Annotated in this window: 16 protein-coding genes; 11 read left to right on the top strand and 5 right to left on the bottom strand. The window is 67.3% G+C overall.

All coding sequences use genetic code 11. The features are described 5' to 3' along the window. Positions 1–7: 7 nt before the first annotated feature. A complete protein-coding gene (locus tag HNO88_RS02830; protein ID WP_184242568.1) occupies positions 8–547 on the bottom strand; it encodes a GNAT family N-acetyltransferase in 540 nt (179 codons plus the stop codon). Between the two features lie 75 nt (positions 548–622). Between HNO88_RS02830 and crtY the strand changes: the two genes are divergently transcribed. From crtY to HNO88_RS02805, 5 genes are all read left to right on the top strand, one after another. After that, positions 623–1,810 carry a lycopene beta-cyclase CrtY gene (gene crtY, locus HNO88_RS02825; protein WP_184242567.1) on the top strand — a complete coding sequence of 396 codons (1,188 nt, stop codon included), beginning with the start codon at positions 623–625 and terminating at the stop codon, positions 1,808–1,810. A gap of 10 nt (positions 1,811–1,820) precedes the next feature. Next, positions 1,821–3,299 carry a phytoene desaturase gene (locus HNO88_RS02820; RefSeq protein WP_184242566.1) on the top strand — a complete coding sequence of 493 codons (1,479 nt, stop codon included), beginning with the start codon at positions 1,821–1,823 and terminating at the stop codon, positions 3,297–3,299. A 253-nt stretch (positions 3,300–3,552) separates the two neighbouring features. Beyond that, entirely contained in the window at positions 3,553–4,131 is a 579-nt protein-coding gene (locus tag HNO88_RS02815; RefSeq protein ID WP_184242565.1) for an LOG family protein, read from the top strand. After that, a complete protein-coding gene (locus HNO88_RS02810; protein WP_184242564.1) occupies positions 4,128–5,075 on the top strand; it encodes a phytoene/squalene synthase family protein in 948 nt (315 codons plus the stop codon). The genes HNO88_RS02815 and HNO88_RS02810 overlap by 4 nt, the downstream gene beginning before the upstream one ends. A 152-nt stretch (positions 5,076–5,227) precedes the next feature. After that, a complete protein-coding gene (locus HNO88_RS02805) occupies positions 5,228–5,374 on the top strand; it encodes a lmo0937 family membrane protein (protein WP_184242563.1) in 147 nt (48 codons plus the stop codon). On the opposite strand, the gene HNO88_RS02800 is transcribed toward HNO88_RS02805, so the two are convergent. Further along, the gene (locus tag HNO88_RS02800; protein WP_184242562.1) at positions 5,371–6,648 is read right to left on the bottom strand and encodes a multidrug effflux MFS transporter; all 1,278 of its coding nucleotides are present in this window, start codon (positions 6,646–6,648) and stop codon (positions 5,371–5,373) included. The two genes, HNO88_RS02805 and HNO88_RS02800, sit on opposite strands and share 4 nt — an antisense overlap. 210 nt (positions 6,649–6,858) lie before the next feature. Here HNO88_RS02800 and dinB point away from each other — a divergent pair, with 210 nt between their 5' ends. Then, a complete protein-coding gene (gene dinB, locus HNO88_RS02795; RefSeq protein ID WP_184242561.1) occupies positions 6,859–7,971 on the top strand; it encodes a DNA polymerase IV in 1,113 nt (370 codons plus the stop codon). Here the strand turns inward: dinB and HNO88_RS02790 are convergent. The 3 genes from HNO88_RS02790 to HNO88_RS02780 form a co-directional block, all read right to left on the bottom strand. Beyond that, the gene (locus tag HNO88_RS02790) at positions 7,953–8,447 is read right to left on the bottom strand and encodes an NUDIX hydrolase (protein WP_184242560.1); all 495 of its coding nucleotides are present in this window, start codon (positions 8,445–8,447) and stop codon (positions 7,953–7,955) included. The genes dinB and HNO88_RS02790 overlap by 19 nt on opposite strands. An 81-nt stretch (positions 8,448–8,528) precedes the next feature. Continuing rightward, entirely contained in the window at positions 8,529–8,981 is a 453-nt protein-coding gene (locus tag HNO88_RS02785; RefSeq protein ID WP_184242559.1) for a Dps family protein, read from the bottom strand. A gap of 72 nt (positions 8,982–9,053) precedes the next feature. Further along, entirely contained in the window at positions 9,054–9,626 is a 573-nt protein-coding gene (locus tag HNO88_RS02780) for a hypothetical protein (protein WP_246381135.1), read from the bottom strand. A 141-nt stretch (positions 9,627–9,767) separates the two neighbouring features. On the opposite strand from HNO88_RS02780, the gene otsB reads away from it, so the two are divergent. The 5 genes from otsB (at position 9,768) to HNO88_RS02755 (ending at position 15,528) form a co-directional block, all read left to right on the top strand. Then, the gene (otsB, locus tag HNO88_RS02775) at positions 9,768–10,544 is read left to right on the top strand and encodes a trehalose-phosphatase (protein ID WP_246381133.1); all 777 of its coding nucleotides are present in this window, start codon (positions 9,768–9,770) and stop codon (positions 10,542–10,544) included. Positions 10,545–10,546: 2 nt separating this feature from the next. Continuing rightward, positions 10,547–12,382, top strand: coding sequence for a glycoside hydrolase family 15 protein (locus HNO88_RS02770; RefSeq protein ID WP_184242798.1), 1,836 nt, complete (start codon positions 10,547–10,549; stop codon positions 12,380–12,382). Positions 12,383–12,594: 212 nt separating this feature from the next. Then, positions 12,595–14,043, top strand: a complete 1,449-nt coding sequence (otsA, locus tag HNO88_RS02765; RefSeq protein WP_184242557.1) for an alpha,alpha-trehalose-phosphate synthase (UDP-forming) — start codon at positions 12,595–12,597, stop codon at positions 14,041–14,043. Between the two features lie 129 nt (positions 14,044–14,172). Further along, the gene (locus HNO88_RS02760) at positions 14,173–14,418 is read left to right on the top strand and encodes a hypothetical protein (protein WP_184242556.1); all 246 of its coding nucleotides are present in this window, start codon (positions 14,173–14,175) and stop codon (positions 14,416–14,418) included. 324 nt (positions 14,419–14,742) lie between these two features. Then, positions 14,743–15,528: a sulfite exporter TauE/SafE family protein gene (locus tag HNO88_RS02755; protein ID WP_184242555.1), complete on the top strand. Its 786-nt coding sequence runs from the start codon at positions 14,743–14,745 to the stop codon at positions 15,526–15,528. Positions 15,529–15,634 lie beyond the last annotated feature (106 nt).

Raw genomic sequence — 15,634 nt, 5'->3', positions numbered from 1 at the left:
ATGCTTTTCAGGCGTGGCTTTCGGGCAACGTTTCGTTGCCGGCGCCGAGCTTGCGCTGCATCATGAAGACGTCGGTCCACTGGCCATGCTTCCAGCCGGCGCCGGTCAGCGTGCCGCACGGCAAGTAGCCGGCGCGGGCATGGAGCACCACCGACGCCGGCTCGGTCCCGGCGATCAGCGCGAAGGCCTGGCGGTAGCCGCGGGCCTCGCACGCGGCGAGCAGTGCGTTGATCAACATCGTGCCGATCCCGCGGCCCAGCGCATCGTTGCGGACGAAAATGTGCGTCTCGCAGCTATACAGATACCCCGCGCGCGGACCGAAGCGCTGGGCGTACGCGAAGCCGAGCACGCGATCGCCGGAGTCGCGCACCACCAGCCAGGGATACCCGGAGCCAAGGACCTTGGCGATCCGATCGGCCATGACTTGCGCATCGGGTGGCTCGGTCTCGAAGCTGGCGGCGCTTTCCAGCACGTAGTGCGCGTAGATGTCGGCGATAGCGGCGGCATCCCCTTCGCAGGCGTCGCAAATGGTCAGCTCATCGGTCATCGAAGTGAAACATGCCCCAAAGCTCTTGCCGCGCCAAGTTGCGGCCGAGCAGCCCCTCCCCTAAACGTGACGACGATGAGCGCGCCGTCAACCGATATTGCGATCCTGGGCGGCGGCCTGTCCGGTGGGCTGATCGCCCTGGCGCTCGCCGCCCGCCGTCCCGAGCTGCGGGTCACCCTGTTCGAAGCGGGGACCCGCTGCGGCGGCGATCACGTGTGGTCCTACTTCGCGAGCGACCTGGGCGATGGCGCCGAGCTGCTCGAGCCGCTGGTCGCCGCGCGCTGGGACGGCTACTTCGTGCGCTTCCCCAGGCGCCAGCGTGCCTTGCGCACCGCCTATCGCAGCGTGACGAGCGAGCGGCTGGACGCCGTGCTGCGCTCGACCCTGCCGGCCGAGGCGCTGCTGACCGGCGCCATGGTGACGGAGGTCACGCGCAATGCGGTGACCTTGGCCGATGGCCGCATCTTCAGCGCGCATGCGGTGATCGACGCGCGCGGTGCCGCGGGACTTCCGCACATGGCCGGGGGATGGCAGAAGTTCGCCGGGCAGATGCTGCGGCTGAAGGTGCCGCATGGGTTGACCCACCCCATCGTCATGGATGCCAGTGTCGCGCAAGCCGACGGCTATCGCTTCGTCTATGCCCTGCCGTTCACGTCCGACGCGGTCTTCGTCGAGGACACGTACTATTCCGATGTCCCCGAACTCGACCTGCCGGTGCTGCGCCAGCGCATCGCCGCCTATGCCGCCGCGCAGGACTGGCGCGTGGAGGCGATCGAGTACGAGGAAACCGGCGTGCTCCCCGTGGTCGGCGCGGGCGACTTCGACGCGTTCTGGAAAGCCGGGAGAGAGCCCGGGGTCGCGCGTGCTGGGGCCCGCGCAGGCTTGCTTCATCCGCTCACCAGCTATTCGCTGCCGATCGCGCTGCGCCTGGCGGTGCACCTTTGCACTCTCGACAAGCTCTCGGGCGACGCCGTAGAGGAGGCGTGTCATGCATGGGCACGCGAGCACTGGCGCCAGGGACGCTTCTATCGGATGCTGACGGCCATGCTCTTCGGCGCCGCCGCGCCGGATCAGCGCTACAAGGTTCTGGAGCGATTCTACGGGCTTTCCGAGCCGCTGATCGAGCGCTTCTACGCCGGACAATCGAGCCCAGCCGACATGCTGCGCATCCTTGCAGGCAAGCCGCCGGTGCCTTTGGGCGCCGCGATCGCCAGCTTGCGGGGCAAGGGGCGGCCTCTCGCTCCACTAGGAAATCTACGATGAAGCGCGCCCTATGAAGCGAGCATGTGTGATCGGCGCGGGATTCGGCGGGCTCGCGCTCGCCATTCGCCTGCAGTCCGCCGGGATCGCCACCACCCTGCTGGAGGCCCGCGACAAGGTCGGCGGTCGTGGCTACGCCTGGGAACGCGAAGGCTTCACCTTCGATGCCGGTCCGACGGTGGTCACCGATCCCGACTGCCTCAGGGAACTGTGGGCGCTCTCCGGCCACGACATGGCGGACGACGTGACGCTGATGCCGGTGATGCCGTTCTACCGCCTCAACTGGCCCGACGGCACGACCTTCGACTATTCGAACGACGATGCCTCGATGCGCCGCGAGTTCGCGCGCGTCGCGCCGGACGACATGGCGGGGTATGAGGATTTCCTCGCCTACTCGGCCGGCGTCTACCAGGAAGGCTACGTCAAGCTGGGGCACACGCCGTTTCTCGACTTCTCCAGCATGATCAAGGCGGCGCCGGCGTTGGCCCGCTATCAGGCGTGGCGCTCGGTCTATTCGATGGTCTCGCACTTCATCAAGAGCGAGCATATGCGCCAGGCGCTTTCGTTCCACACGCTGCTGGTGGGCGGCAATCCGATGACCACCAGCGCGATCTACGCCCTGATCCACAAGCTGGAAAAGGACGGCGGCGTGTGGTGGACCAAGGGCGGCACCAACAAGCTGGCACAAGGCATGGCCCGGCACTTCGAGCGCCTCGGCGGCACCGTGCGCCTGTCCGACAAGGTGGTGCAAATCCACACGGTCGGCGATCGCGCCACGGAAGTTCAGACGGAGAGCGGCTGGCGCGAGCGGTTCGACGCGGTCGCCTCGAACGGCGATATCGTCCATACCTATCGCGACTTGCTGAGCGACAGTCAGCGCGGGCCCGAGATGGCCAAGAAGCTGACCAAGAAGCGCTTCTCGCCCGGCCTGTTCGTGGTCCACTTCGGTCTGGAAGGCACCTGGCCCGGCATCCCGCACCACATGATCCTGTTCGGCCCGCGCTACAAAGGCCTGCTGGACGACATCTACGAGCACGGCGTGCTGCCGCAGGACTTCTCGATCTACCTGCACCATCCGACCGTGACCGATCCGGCCATGGCGCCTGCGGGCAAGAGCACGTTCTACGCGCTGGTGCCGGTGGCGCACATGGGCAAGCTGCCGGTGGACTGGGACGAGGTCGGCCCGATCCTGGCCGGGCGCATCATCGACGAGGTCGGCCGGCGCCTGATCCCCGACATCCGCGATCGCATCGTCACGCAGTTCCACTATGCCCCGCCGGACTTCGCCACGGACCTCCAGGCGCACCTGGGCAGCGCCTTCAGCCTCGAGCCGATCCTGACGCAGAGCGCCTGGTTCCGTGGCCACAATCGCGACGACAAGCTGAAGAACGTCTATCTCGCCGGCGCCGGCACGCACCCGGGTGCGGGCATTCCAGGTGTGGTCGGCAGCGCGAAGGCGACCGCCAAGCTGATGCTGGAGGACCTGGCGTGAGCATGTTTCACGCGGAGGCGCGGAGCCGCGGAGAAGGACAGGATTTGGCGCGCGCAGAGGCGCGGAGGCGCAGAGAGGTCGTGCTGGCCGCCAGGCCCTTCTCTGCTGAAGCCTTGCGGCACACGCATCCAAGGTGTGGAGAGCGGCTGCGCCGCGCGCGCAACCTCTCTGCGCCTCTGCGCGCGCCCACTACTTCTTTTCCTTCCTCCGCGTCTCCGCGCCTCCGCGTGAACCCCTCTCTGGAATACCGACCATGAAACGCCTCGCCGTCTATTGCGGATCGGCCACTCCGGCAGACCCGCGCTACGTCCAGCTCGCAGCCGACGTCGGCACTGCGCTCGCACGCCAGGGCATCGGGGTCGTCTACGGCGGCGGCAAGCTGGGGCTGATGGGCGCGGTCGCCGGCGCGGCGATGCTGGCGGGGGGCGAGGTGATCGGCGTCATCCCGCAAGCGCTGGTGCGCGGCGAAGTCGCCAACTACGATTGCGAGCTGACGATCGTCGCCGACATGCACGAGCGCAAGGCGGCATTCACCCGGCTGTCCGACGGTTTCCTGGTCCTGCCCGGCGGCGTCGGCACGATGGACGAGCTGTGGGAGGCGGTCAGCTGGGCGCAGCTTGGCTATCACGCCAAGCCGGTCGGGATCCTCAATGCATTGGGCTTCTACGACGGGCTGCTCGCCTTCAACCGGCACATGGCCGAGGTCGGCTTCGTGCGGCCCGCACATCAGGGCATCATCCTGGCCGACACCGAACTCGACCCGCTGCTCGAGCGCATGCGCGCCCACCAGCCGCCGCAGACGATCACGACGATGGATCCTGCCACCTTGTGACCAAAGCGTCGCGCGAGGACCTGGTCGAGGCTGCGCACCGGTCGATCCGCAAGGGCTCGGCCAGCTTCCGCGCCGCCAGCCGCCTTTTCGACCGGACCACGCGCGAGCGGGTGTGGATGCTCTATGCCTGGTGTCGCGCCTGCGACGATCTGGCCGACGATCAGGATCATGGGGGAGCCCTCGGCCCGCAGCTCAACCCGGAGGCGCGCCTCGCCACCATCCGCACGCTGACCGAACTCGCCTTCGCTGGCGAGGAAACCGGAAACCCGGCGTTCGACGCGCTGGGCCAGCTCGCCCGCGAGGTGCCGATGACCCGGGCGATGGCCGACGACGTGATCGCCGGCTTCGCGCTCGACGCCGCCGAATGGCGACCGCGCTCCGAAACCGACATGCTGCGCTACTGCTACCATGTCGCGGGCGCGGTGGGCGTGATGATGGCCGCCGTCATGGGCGTGCCGGAAGGCGACGAGGACACGCTCGACCGGGCCTGCGATCTCGGCCTTGCCTTCCAGCTCAACAACATCGTGCGCGACGTGCTGGAGGACGATGCTGCCGACCGTCGCTACCTTCCCGTCGAGTGGACGGTCGAGGAGGACGTGCCGATGGGCGAGCTGACCAAGCCGCACTACCGCCCGCAGCTGGTCCGCATCGTCGCACGCGCCTGCGACCTTGCGCGTGCTTACGAAGCTTCCGCAAGAGTGGGCGCGGCGCGGTTGCAGTTCCGCCAGCGCTGGGCGATCCTGGCCGCCGCCAACATCTACGGCGCTATCGGGCGCAAGGTGGTGGAGCGTGGCGCCCATGCCTGGGATCACCGCGTGCGCACCACCAAGGCCGAGAAACTGCGGCTCGTGCTGGGTGCGGGATGGGAGGCGGTGCGGGCCTCGCCCGCAGCAGCTCCGGCGCCGAAGCCATCGCGGCGTGAACTGGCGGCCCTGGCACGATAACGATAGATCGCGCCGCCCCTTCCCGGCGGTCAGCGGTTGCGAACAGTGGAAGGGCGCTAGCGCAACCTAGATGTTGCTGCTCTGTTGCCAGGAACGCAGCCATCGGCGGCTTGCTGCGTTACGATCCCCGAATCCATCGGAGCCAGAGTGTCATGCTTTATACGATCGCCGCCATCTTGCTGATCCTGTGGCTGCTCGGCTTCGTCGTCTTCCATGTGGCGAGCGGCATCATCCACATCCTGCTGGTCCTCGCGCTGATTGTCGGACTGGTTCAGCTGTTCCGCGGTCGACGCGTCTAGGTCAGCTCGGCAGGTCCGTTGACTTCCGGCCCCGTCTGTCCCGGCGGATTGAGCCGCCGGAACAGCACGCCTCGTTCTGAGTAGAAGACCAACCCCAAGGCCACCACACCTGCCACGGTCATCGCCGCCAGCAATGGTCGCGCCGTACCATCGTAGGCCTGGCCGATCAGCGTACCGAGCAAGGCGCCCAGCAGCAGCCTGACGAACGCCATGACCGAGGCGGCCGCACCGGCGGTCCTGGCGAAAGGCTGCAGCGCGATCGAGGCGAAGTTCGAGCCGATGAAGGACATCATGCACATGCTGATCGTCATCAGCGGAACGAACACCCACAGCGTCTCGCCCAGCATCGCGCATACGAGATGCACGGCGGCGACCACGATGTAGGTGATCGCCGCGGCATGGCTGACCCGACGCGCGCCGAATCGCTCGACGATGCGCGCGTTGATGAAGTTCGTGGCCGACATGACCAGCGCCATCCCGCCAAACACCGCCGGAAAGAACACGCCCGCGCCGAAGTGCTCCGCCACCAGCTGCTGCGAGCTGTTGATATAGCCGAACAGCGCGCCTTGCACGAACGAGGCACCCAGGAAGTAGCCCAGCGCCGCCCGGCAGCGCAGCGCATCCCACATGTTGGAGAGGATCGCGCGCGGGGCTATCGTCTGGCGGTATTCAGGGCGCAGCGTCTCGGGCAGGCGTGCCCACGCCCACAAGGCGACGCACGCGGCGAGCAGCGCCATGACGCCGAAGATCCAGCGCCAACCGGCAATGAGCAGCACGGCCTGCCCTACCGTGGGCGCGAACATCGGCACCACCATGAAGGTCATCGAGATCAGCGACTGGATACGCGCCATGCGGTCGCCCCCGAACTGATCGCGGATGATCGCCATCGGCATCACCATCATCGCGGCCGTGCCAAAGCCGAGAATGGCGCGCAGCACCAGGAGCGTGGTGAAGTCGGTCACCAGGGCCGAGGCGAGCGAGATCGCCACGTAGATGCCCAGGCTGGCCAGCACCACCGGACGGCGCCCGAAGCGATCGCCGATGGCGCCCGGGAACAGCGAGCCCAGACCGCTGCAGATGAGGAAGATGCCAACCAGCAGTTGCCGCTCGTTGGCATCGGTCACGCCCAGATCGCGCGAGATTTGTCCGAGCGCGGGCAGCATCACGTCGATCGCCAGCGCCTGGAGGGCCTGGATCGCCGCCATCAGGCCGACGAACTCCGTCTCGCGCAAGGGCGATCTTGGGGCCGAGGAGAGTCGCATGCGAGCGCTCATGGCCCATGCCGACGGTGGTTGCCAGCGTAAGCTCTGAAACGGTGAGATTACTGTCCTCCCCGATGCGGGAAGGGGAACCATGCGAAGCATGATGGAGGATCTTGCGTCCGCAAGCGGCCCTCAGATCGTGGCGGCACTCCCCATCGCCGCCTGCGGCGGTCACCCCGCATCCAGGAGGACAAGAAGATCGGAGATCGCTATGTTGGCCCCATGGAGAGGGCCGAAGATGATGCACAGGACGAAGCCGGCCTGCGCAAGATCATCCACGTCGACATGGACGCCTTCTACGCCAGCGTCGAGCAGCGCGACGACCCCAGCTTGCGCGGCAAGCCGCTGGCGGTCGGTGGATCGTCGGGCCGCGGGGTGGTGGCCGCAGCGAGCTACGAGGCACGCACGTTCGGGGTGCGCTCGGCCATGCCGTCGGCGCGCGCGGTGCGGCTCTGCCCGGACCTGCAGTTCCGCAAACCGCGGTTCGAGGTCTACAAGCAGGTGAGCGACCAGATCCGCGCGACCTTCCTCGACTACACGCCCCACGTCGAGCCGCTCTCTCTGGACGAGGCCTACCTCGACGTCACAGCGGACCTCAAGGGCATCGGCTCGGCGACGCGCATCGCCAGGGACATCCGGCGGCGCATCCGCGAGGACACGCAGCTGACCGCCAGCGCCGGCGTCTCCTACAACAAGTTCCTCGCCAAGCTGGCCAGCGACCAGAACAAGCCGGACGGCCTGTGCGTCATCCGCCCCGGCCAAGGCGCGGCGTTCGTGGCCGGCCTGCCGGTCAGCCGCTTCCATGGTGTGGGGCCACGCGGGGCGCAGAAGATGGCGGCGCTCGGGATCCAGACCGGAGCCGACCTCGCGCAGCGCGACCTCGCCTTCCTGCGCGCGCACTTCGGCAGCTTCGCTGAGTACCTCTACCGCGCCGCCCGCGGCATCGACTTGCGGCAGGTACGCGCGAACCGTGAGCGCAAGTCGGTCGGTGGGGAGCGCACGTTCTTCGATAACATCGAGGACCCCGACAAGCTTCGCGAGACCATGGACCAGATCGTCGACATTGTCTGGGAGCGGATCGAGCGGTCGGGTGCGACCGGGCGGACCGTGACGCTCAAGCTGCGCTATGCCGATTTCCGCACCCTCACCCGCGCCCGCTCGGTCATGCCGCGCGTGTCCGACAAGGCGATGTTCGCGCGGTTGGGGCACACCTTGCTGGAGGAGCTGATGCCGCTGCCCCAGCCGGTGCGCTTGATGGGGCTGACGCTGTCGTCGCTCGAACGCGAGCCGCGCGAGCACGGGCGCGCGAAGGACGGTCAGCTCTCGCTGTTGTAGGCCGCGATCCAGCCGGCGAGGCCATCCGCGATGTGGCGAGAGGCGTCTGCCGGCAGGTCGTCGGGCGAGAACCAGGCGGCTTCGTCGACTTCGCGTCCATCCGGCCGTAGTGTGCCCGAACCCCGGCCGACCACCACGTGCACAACGTTGTACGCCCCCATCGGCCGCTCCAGCAGCTGCGCCACCTTGCGGGCGTTCGACAAGGTGCAACCGGTCTCTTCGGTCAGCTCGCGACAAGCGGTATCGACCGGATCTTCGCGCCGCCCGACGCTGCCACCCGGCGTGACCCACTGGCTCGAGCCATAGGACTGCCGGATCAGCAGCACGCGACCGCGCTCGTCCAACGCGACGATGCGGCAGCCGTGGATCGTGGGCTTGAGCGTGCGCCACCAGGTCGAGCGGGCCCAATAGGCGAGGCGGTAGAGCCGGCGATGTAGCGGTGCGGGGATGAGGGAAAGGATGCGGGCGACACTCATAAAAGCGACTGTTGCGCCTTTCCCCTCCGCCACTCGCTCCGCGAGCGGGTCAGTGGTGGAGGGGGATAGCGACGCCTCAGCTCAAGCCAGGATCTCGCGCAGGAACCACGCGCGCTGTTCGGCCTGGTCGGTCCAGTCGTCGGCGATGCCGCTGGTGGCGTTGTCGCCGAATTCCTCGGCCGCGGCCTTCACTTCGCGAATCTTGGCGATGTAGGTGTCGTTGTCCTCGGCGAGTTCCTTGACCATCGCCATCGCATCGAGGCCGGTATCGTCCTGCGCCTTGATCTGGGTCTTGGCGGCGATGGCGGAGGGGCTGGTCAGGGTGGTGCCGCCCTGCTTGCGCACGCGCTCGGCGATCAGGTCGGTCAGCGCGAAGATCTCGGTCGCTTGGGTGTCGAACAACAGGTGCAGGTCGTGGAACTGGCGGCCGCGCACATGCCAGTGGAAGTTCTTGGTCTTGATGTAGAGCGCGAAGGTGTCGGCGAGCAGACCGTTAAGGCTGTCGATCAGCGCGGCCTGGGCGTTGGTGGTCATCGTGCGTCCTCCATGTGGCAATTCGTGATGCATAACGGCGATCAGAGGCATCCGTTCGCACGGTTTTGGCGATCACAGAATTCCCCGAACGCGGAAGAACATGGTGATCGCCACCAGCAACAACAATCCTCCGACGATCCGGCGGGCGATGCGGATGCGGGGGGAGACCAGCGCTCGGGGAAAGGCCCATGCGCCGGCGGTCAGCACCACGCCCGCAAGCCCGCCTCCCAGCCCCGCCGCCAACGGCGCTCCCATCCCGACGGCAAGGCCGAACAGCGTGAACCGCGCGGCGTCGGTGACCTGATGCGCCAGCAGCACGATCGCCAGCGCGCCCAGCGAATGGGTCGGCTCCTTCGGATTGGCGCGCGGCGAAAGGATCAGCGATTCAAGCCCTGCAAGCCCGAGCGCGATGGCTGCCAGGATGGGCCGCGCCGGCACAGGCACGGTCGAGAGCATCTGCGCCGCGGCATAGGCGGCAAAGGCGCTGGTCGCTCCCGCCAACACGAGGGCGACCACCAGCACGCCGAAGCGCTGCCCTTGCGCGCGGGTGAGCGCCGCGATCGTCACTTGGTCGCGCGCGGCGATCCCGGACAGCAGCACTGCCACGAAAGTGAGATAGAAGGCCCCCATTGCGCCCGCGAGCATGGCCGCTCGGCGACTGCAATTCAACGCCGGTTAGGAACCGCCGCTCGTTCGGGCCGTTCGGACGCGGTGTAGGGGCCAGCATGACTGCGGGCCTGACTGCGGGCTTGGCCCCGCGCTTCTGCAATGCCACACGGGAAGGCCATGACGATCGCGATCTCGCCCCACGCTCCCTTGCCGGAGGACGACATGCCGCTTTCCAGACCGCCGCAGTTGGGCGCAGGCACGGGACTGTCTCTGTTTCTCGACTTCGACGGCACGCTGGTGGAGATCGCCGATCATCCGCAGGACGTGGTGGTTCCATCTGACTTGCCGCAAGCGCTGTCCGCGCTTTCGGAGCGGCTGGAAGGTCGACTCGCCGTCATCAGCGGACGCGCGCTGGCGACCCTGGACCGGCTGCTCGGCGGCGTGGCGATCGCCATGGCCGGTTCGCATGGCGGTGAGTTCCGCCCCGCTGGCGCGGTCGAAGTCGAACCCCTGGCCGATCCCCTGCCCAGGCCCGTGTGCCAGGCCCTCGACGCCTTCGCGCAGGAGAACGGCGGGCTGGTGTTCGAGGCCAAGCCGTTCAGCGCCGCCGTGCACTACCGCGACCGCCCCCAGATCGGCGCCAGTCTGTACGACTTCGCGGCCAGGCTGGCGGCCGAGAACGGCCTCACGGTCAAGCACGGCAAGATGGTGGTCGAACTCAGCATGCCCGGCTCAGACAAGGGCACCGCCGTCAATCGTTTCATGCAAATGCCGCCGTTCGCCGGCACCCGCCCGCTGTTCATCGGCGACGACGTGACCGACGAGGACGCCTTTGCCGCCGTGCGCCGCTTCGATGGCGGCGGCGTGCTGGTCGGGCCGATGCGCCGCACCCAGGCGCTCTGGCGCATCGACAGCGTGGCGGCCGTTCACAGCTGGCTGGAGGAACAAGCTTGAGCATGCAACCCACGTCCGCCCCCGACGCCGATCCCGTTGGGCCGCAAGCCGCCGTCTCCTCGCTGGAGCTCTGGCCGATCGGCAACTGCCAGGTCTCGGGGCTGATCGACACGCGCGGCGCATTGGTCTGGGGCTGCGTGCCGCGCGTAGATGGCGACCCCACGTTCTGCGCGCTCCTGCGCGGCGATGAGGGCCAGGACCTGGGCACCTGGCGCTTCAGCCTGGAGAACCAGGTATCGGTCACCCAGGAATATGTCCGCAACACCCCGATCCTGCGCACTCGCCTGGAGGACGCCAGCGGCGCCGCGGTCGACGTGTTCGACTTCGCGCCTCGGTTCGAGCGCAACGGCCGCATGTACCGCCCCGTCGCCTATGCCCGCATCGTGCGCCCGGTCTGCGGTTCGCCGCGCATCCAGGTGACGCTGACGCCGATGGACGGATATGGCGCGCGCCAGGCGCCGATCACCCACGGCTCCAACCACATCCGCTATCTGAACGAGCGCAACGCCTTGCGGCTGACAACCAACGCGCCGGTCAGCTACATCCTCGACGAGCGGTACTTCCGGCTGGAAAAGGAGCTGGCGTTCTTCCTCGGCCCCGACGAGCCGTTCAGCGGCGACATCGCCGACCAGCTCGACGCCATGCTGCGCCAGACGCAGAGCTACTGGCAACTGTGGGTGCGCGGCCTGGCGACGCCGATGGATTACCAGGAGGCGGTGATCCGCGCCGCCATCACCCTCAAGCTGTGCCAGCACGAGGAAACCGGCGCGATCGTGGCCGCGCTCACCACTTCCATACCCGAGGCGCCCGGATCGCAGCGCAACTGGGACTACCGCTACTGCTGGATCCGCGACGCCTACTACACGGTGCAGGCGCTCAATCGCTTGGGCGCGCTCGACGTCCTGGAGAAGTACCTCGCCTATCTGCGCAACCTGGTCGACGATTCGCATGAAGGGATCATCCAGCCGCTCTATTCGGTGAGCGGCGCCAAGGAGATCATCGAGTGGGAGGCCGAGGCGCTGCCCGGCTACCGCGGCATGGGCCCGGTCAGGGTGGGCAACGCCGCCTACTACCAGATCCAGAACGACTGCTACGGGCAGATCATCATTCCCAACATCCAGGCGTTTTCCGACCATCGCCTGCTGCGGATGGGCAATGCCGACGACTTCACCAGCTTGGAAAAGGTGGGCGAACTCGCCTGGAAGCTGCACGATCAGCCCGATGCCGGCCTGTGGGAGCTGCGCACCCGCACGGCGGTGCACACCTACTCCGTGGTGATGAGCTGGGCCGCGTGCCATCGTCTCGCCAACGCGGCCGAGGTGCTGGGCCTGGCCGATCGCGAAAAGCTCTGGCGCGAGCGGGCCGATACCGTGCGCGAGCACATCGAGGAGAACGCCTGGTTCAAGGACGGCGGCCACTACGCCGCCAGCTTCGGCGGTACGGAACTCGACGCCAGTCTGCTGCAGATGGTCGAGCTCGGCTATGTCGATGCCACCGATCCGCGCTTCCAGGCGACGTTGCGCACCGTCGAGAAGGTCCTGCGCCGCGGCGAGCACATGCTGCGCTATGCCAACGAGGACGATTTCGGGCTGCCGGAAACCGCCTTCAATATCTGCACCTTCTGGCTGATCGAGGCACTGCACCTCGATGGCCGCAACGAGGAAGCCCGCAATCTGTTCGAGGCGATGCTAGGCCATCGCACGCAATCGGGCCTTCTGTCGGAAGACATGGACTTCGAGACCAGCGAGCTGTGGGGGAACTTTCCTCAGACTTATTCGCTAGTTGGCATCATCAACTGCGCCGGGCTGCTCTCGCGGCCATGGCGCGACTGGCGCTGATTTGCTCCGCCGTACGACAAATCGCGCCCCTGCCCTCTCCCCGCGCGGGGAGAGGATACGCAGGCTTGGCTCCATCGGAGCCTAGCCGAAGTTGGAGAGGGGTTTGTGCGCTCTCGGGCGTCGAGCCCCCTCTCCCAGCTACGCTAACCGCTCTCGCGGTAAGCTTCGCTACCTCTCCCCGCCGGGGAGAGGGGTAGTGTGAAGGATGTGGAATGAGCAGGCTGATCGTCGTGTCGAACCGGGTTTCGGTTCCGCAAGCCATGGGAGCGGCAGGCGCCCAGGGTGGGCTGGCCGTTGCGCTGAGCGCCGCCTTGCGTGAGCATCGGGGCATCTGGTTCGGCTGGTCGGGCAAGGAAACCGAGAGCTTCACCGGCCATCTGGACATGCAGCGCAACCAGGACGTCACCACCGCGACGATCGACCTGGAGCCCCAGGACATCGAGGAATACTACAACGGCTATGCCAACCGCACCCTCTGGCCGCTGTTCCACTACCGCATCGATCTGACCGAGTACGATCGCAACTTCGGCGAGGGCTATGAGCGGGTGAACGCCCGCTTCGCGGACTCCGTGCTGCCGCTGATCGAGCCCGACGACCTCGTCTGGGTGCACGACTACCACCTGCTCCCGCTCGGATCGATGCTGCGGGAAAAGGGCGTGACCAACCGCATGGGGCTGTTCCTCCATATTCCCTGGCCGCCCACGCGCCTGTTCGTCTCGCTCCCCAATCACGAGCAGCTGGTCGCCTCGATGCTGCAGTACGACCTTATCGGGCTGCAGACGGAGGAGTGGCTGGACAGCTTCACCCATTACCTGAAAAAGGAAATGGGCCTGAAGGTCAGCGACGATGGCGTGATCGAGTACGAAGGCCGGCGGATCGTCGCACGCGCCTTCCCGATCGGCATCGACTACGAGGAGTTCGTCGCCTCGGCCCGGACAGAGCTGGCGCAGGGTGCCTACCAGCGCCTCAAGGACAGCCTGGGCCATGGCCGCAAGATGCTGATCGGCGTCGACCGGCTCGACTACTCCAAGGGGCTGGGCGAGCGCTTCGACAGCTTCGACCGCTTCCTCACCGACAATCCCGAGATGGCCAAGGACGTGGTGCTGCTCCAGATCGCCCCGCCCTCGCGCGGCGAAGTCGCCAGCTACCAGCTGATCCGCCACGACCTGGAGCGTAAAGCAGGCCACATCAACGGCGCCCATGCCGATGTCGCCTGGGTGCCGATTCGCTACGTCAACCGCGGCTATCCGCGCGCCGAGCTGGCCGGGTTCTATCGCGCCGCCGACATCGGCCTCGTCACCCCTTTGCGCGACGGCATGAACCTGGTCGCCAAGGAATACGTCGCGGCGCAGGATTCGGAGGATCCCGGCGTGCTGATCCTGTCGCGCTTCGCCGGCGCCGCGCCGCAGATGGAGGATGCCGTGCTGGTCAACCCGCACAGCACCGAGGATGTGAGCGACGCCATCCGCCAGGCTCTGCACATGCCCCTGCCCGAACGCCGCCGCCGGCACGAGCGCCTGCTCGCCTCGGTGCGCGACGAGGACGTAGTGCGCTGGCGCGAGAACTTCGTTGGTGCGCTGCGGGGCGAGCATGGGGCCGAGGTGCCGCTCGACGCAAGGCCAGAAAGGCCCGGGCCGGAACTGTCCGCCGCGGCTTCATGAAATTCGCTCTGAACTGAAACTCTCCCGCCACACACGACGTTCATAGCTACGTTGCTCGCCGGGTCCGATCGGGCCCGCGGCATTGTGATGAAGTTGGGAGCAGCCCCTTGAAGGGGCCGAAGTGATCTGATGGCGATTTACGGCGAATGCATCGGTGTGCTTGAGCGCACGCCCGTCACCATATCGGCTCTCGATGGGCTGGAGTGCCAGCTGGAGGCACGGACAGGTGCCAACCGGATCGAAGGCCTGCTGGATCTGTGGATCGGCGCCATCGGCCCGCTGCCGGTTACGGCCGAGCACAGCGGCGGCCGCGTGCGTGCCAAGTTCCGGGAGCCGCTGGACGAGAGGATCATCGCGCACTTTGCGCATGCGTGAAGCTGGTCGCTCGTCACCCTGAGCTTGTCCGGGGTGACGCTTCTGGCCATTGTCTGCCTCGCCTCCAATCCGGCCTCCAATACCTCCCTCCCCACCCGTTGGCCCCGCGCAGGCGGAGCCCGCGCTTCTTGGGCAAGGCACTGTTTGCTGGAGGAGTAACGGCCCCCTCCGGCGCGGGTATCACGAGAGGCTTAATATCGCCCGAGAACTCCGCCCAAGCCACGTCCCCAGCCGAATTCGCTTGCCTCGCCTGCCACAGGCGTCATGGTCCCGCGCCAACGCCATGACTGTTCCCGCCTGCACAGACGCGACCGCCCGGCCCCTATGACCGAGCTCTACTACTCGCTTGCAGGGGCCCTGGTCGGTTTCCTGGTCGGCATGACCGGCGTCGGCGGCGGATCGCTGATGGCGCCGATACTGGTCCTCGGCTTCGGCTTCTCGCCTTCGCTCGCAGTCGGCACCGACTTGTGGTTCGCGACCTTCACCAAGATCGTCGGCGGCGTGGTGCACCGCCGCTTCGGCTCGCCAGACTGGACCGTGATCGGCCGCCTGGCGATGGGCAGCGTGCCCGCCGCGATCCTGACCTTGCTCTACCTGGGCTTTGCCGAGGGCGGGAAGCTCAACTCCGACCTGCTGATGAAGCTGCTGGGCGCGATGCTGGTAGTCACCGCCGTGCTGGTGCCGATCAAGCACATCATCCACGCGCCGGTCGCGCGCATACGTGCCTTGCTGGGCGAGCGGCTGGGCATGACCCAGCTTGCCGTGACGATCGCCGCCGGCGCGGTGGTCGGCTGCCTGGTCACGCTGACCTCGATTGGCGCCGGAGCGCTGGTGGCGGTGGTGCTGATGTTCCTCTATCCGCTGCGGCTCAACGCCAAGTCGCTCGTCGGCACAGACATCGTGCATGCCATCCCGCTCGCGCTGATCGCCGCGATCGGGCATTCGTGGCTGGGCAACGTGAACTGGGAACTGCTGGGCATGCTGCTGATCGGCTCCATCCCCGGCGTGATCGCCGGCTCCTTTGCCGCCGGCAAGATCGGCGAGACCTGGGTCCGGGTGGCGCTGGCGGCGATGCTCGCATTCTCCGGTGTCAAGATGCTGACGGCCTGAGGTGCCCTCGTTGATGCCCCAAACCGCCCGCGCCGGCCTCTCCTCCCTGTTGCCAACCGCACCGCAGCGCAACATAAGCGCGATCAGGCGCAAGGGGGCGCCGGGC

The organism is Novosphingobium chloroacetimidivorans, from assembly GCF_014204535.1.
GTDB classification, from domain to species: domain Bacteria; phylum Pseudomonadota; class Alphaproteobacteria; order Sphingomonadales; family Sphingomonadaceae; genus Novosphingobium; species Novosphingobium chloroacetimidivorans.
The sequence above is the reverse complement of the archived record's forward strand: the minus strand, read 5'-3'. Positions and strand labels throughout refer to the sequence as shown.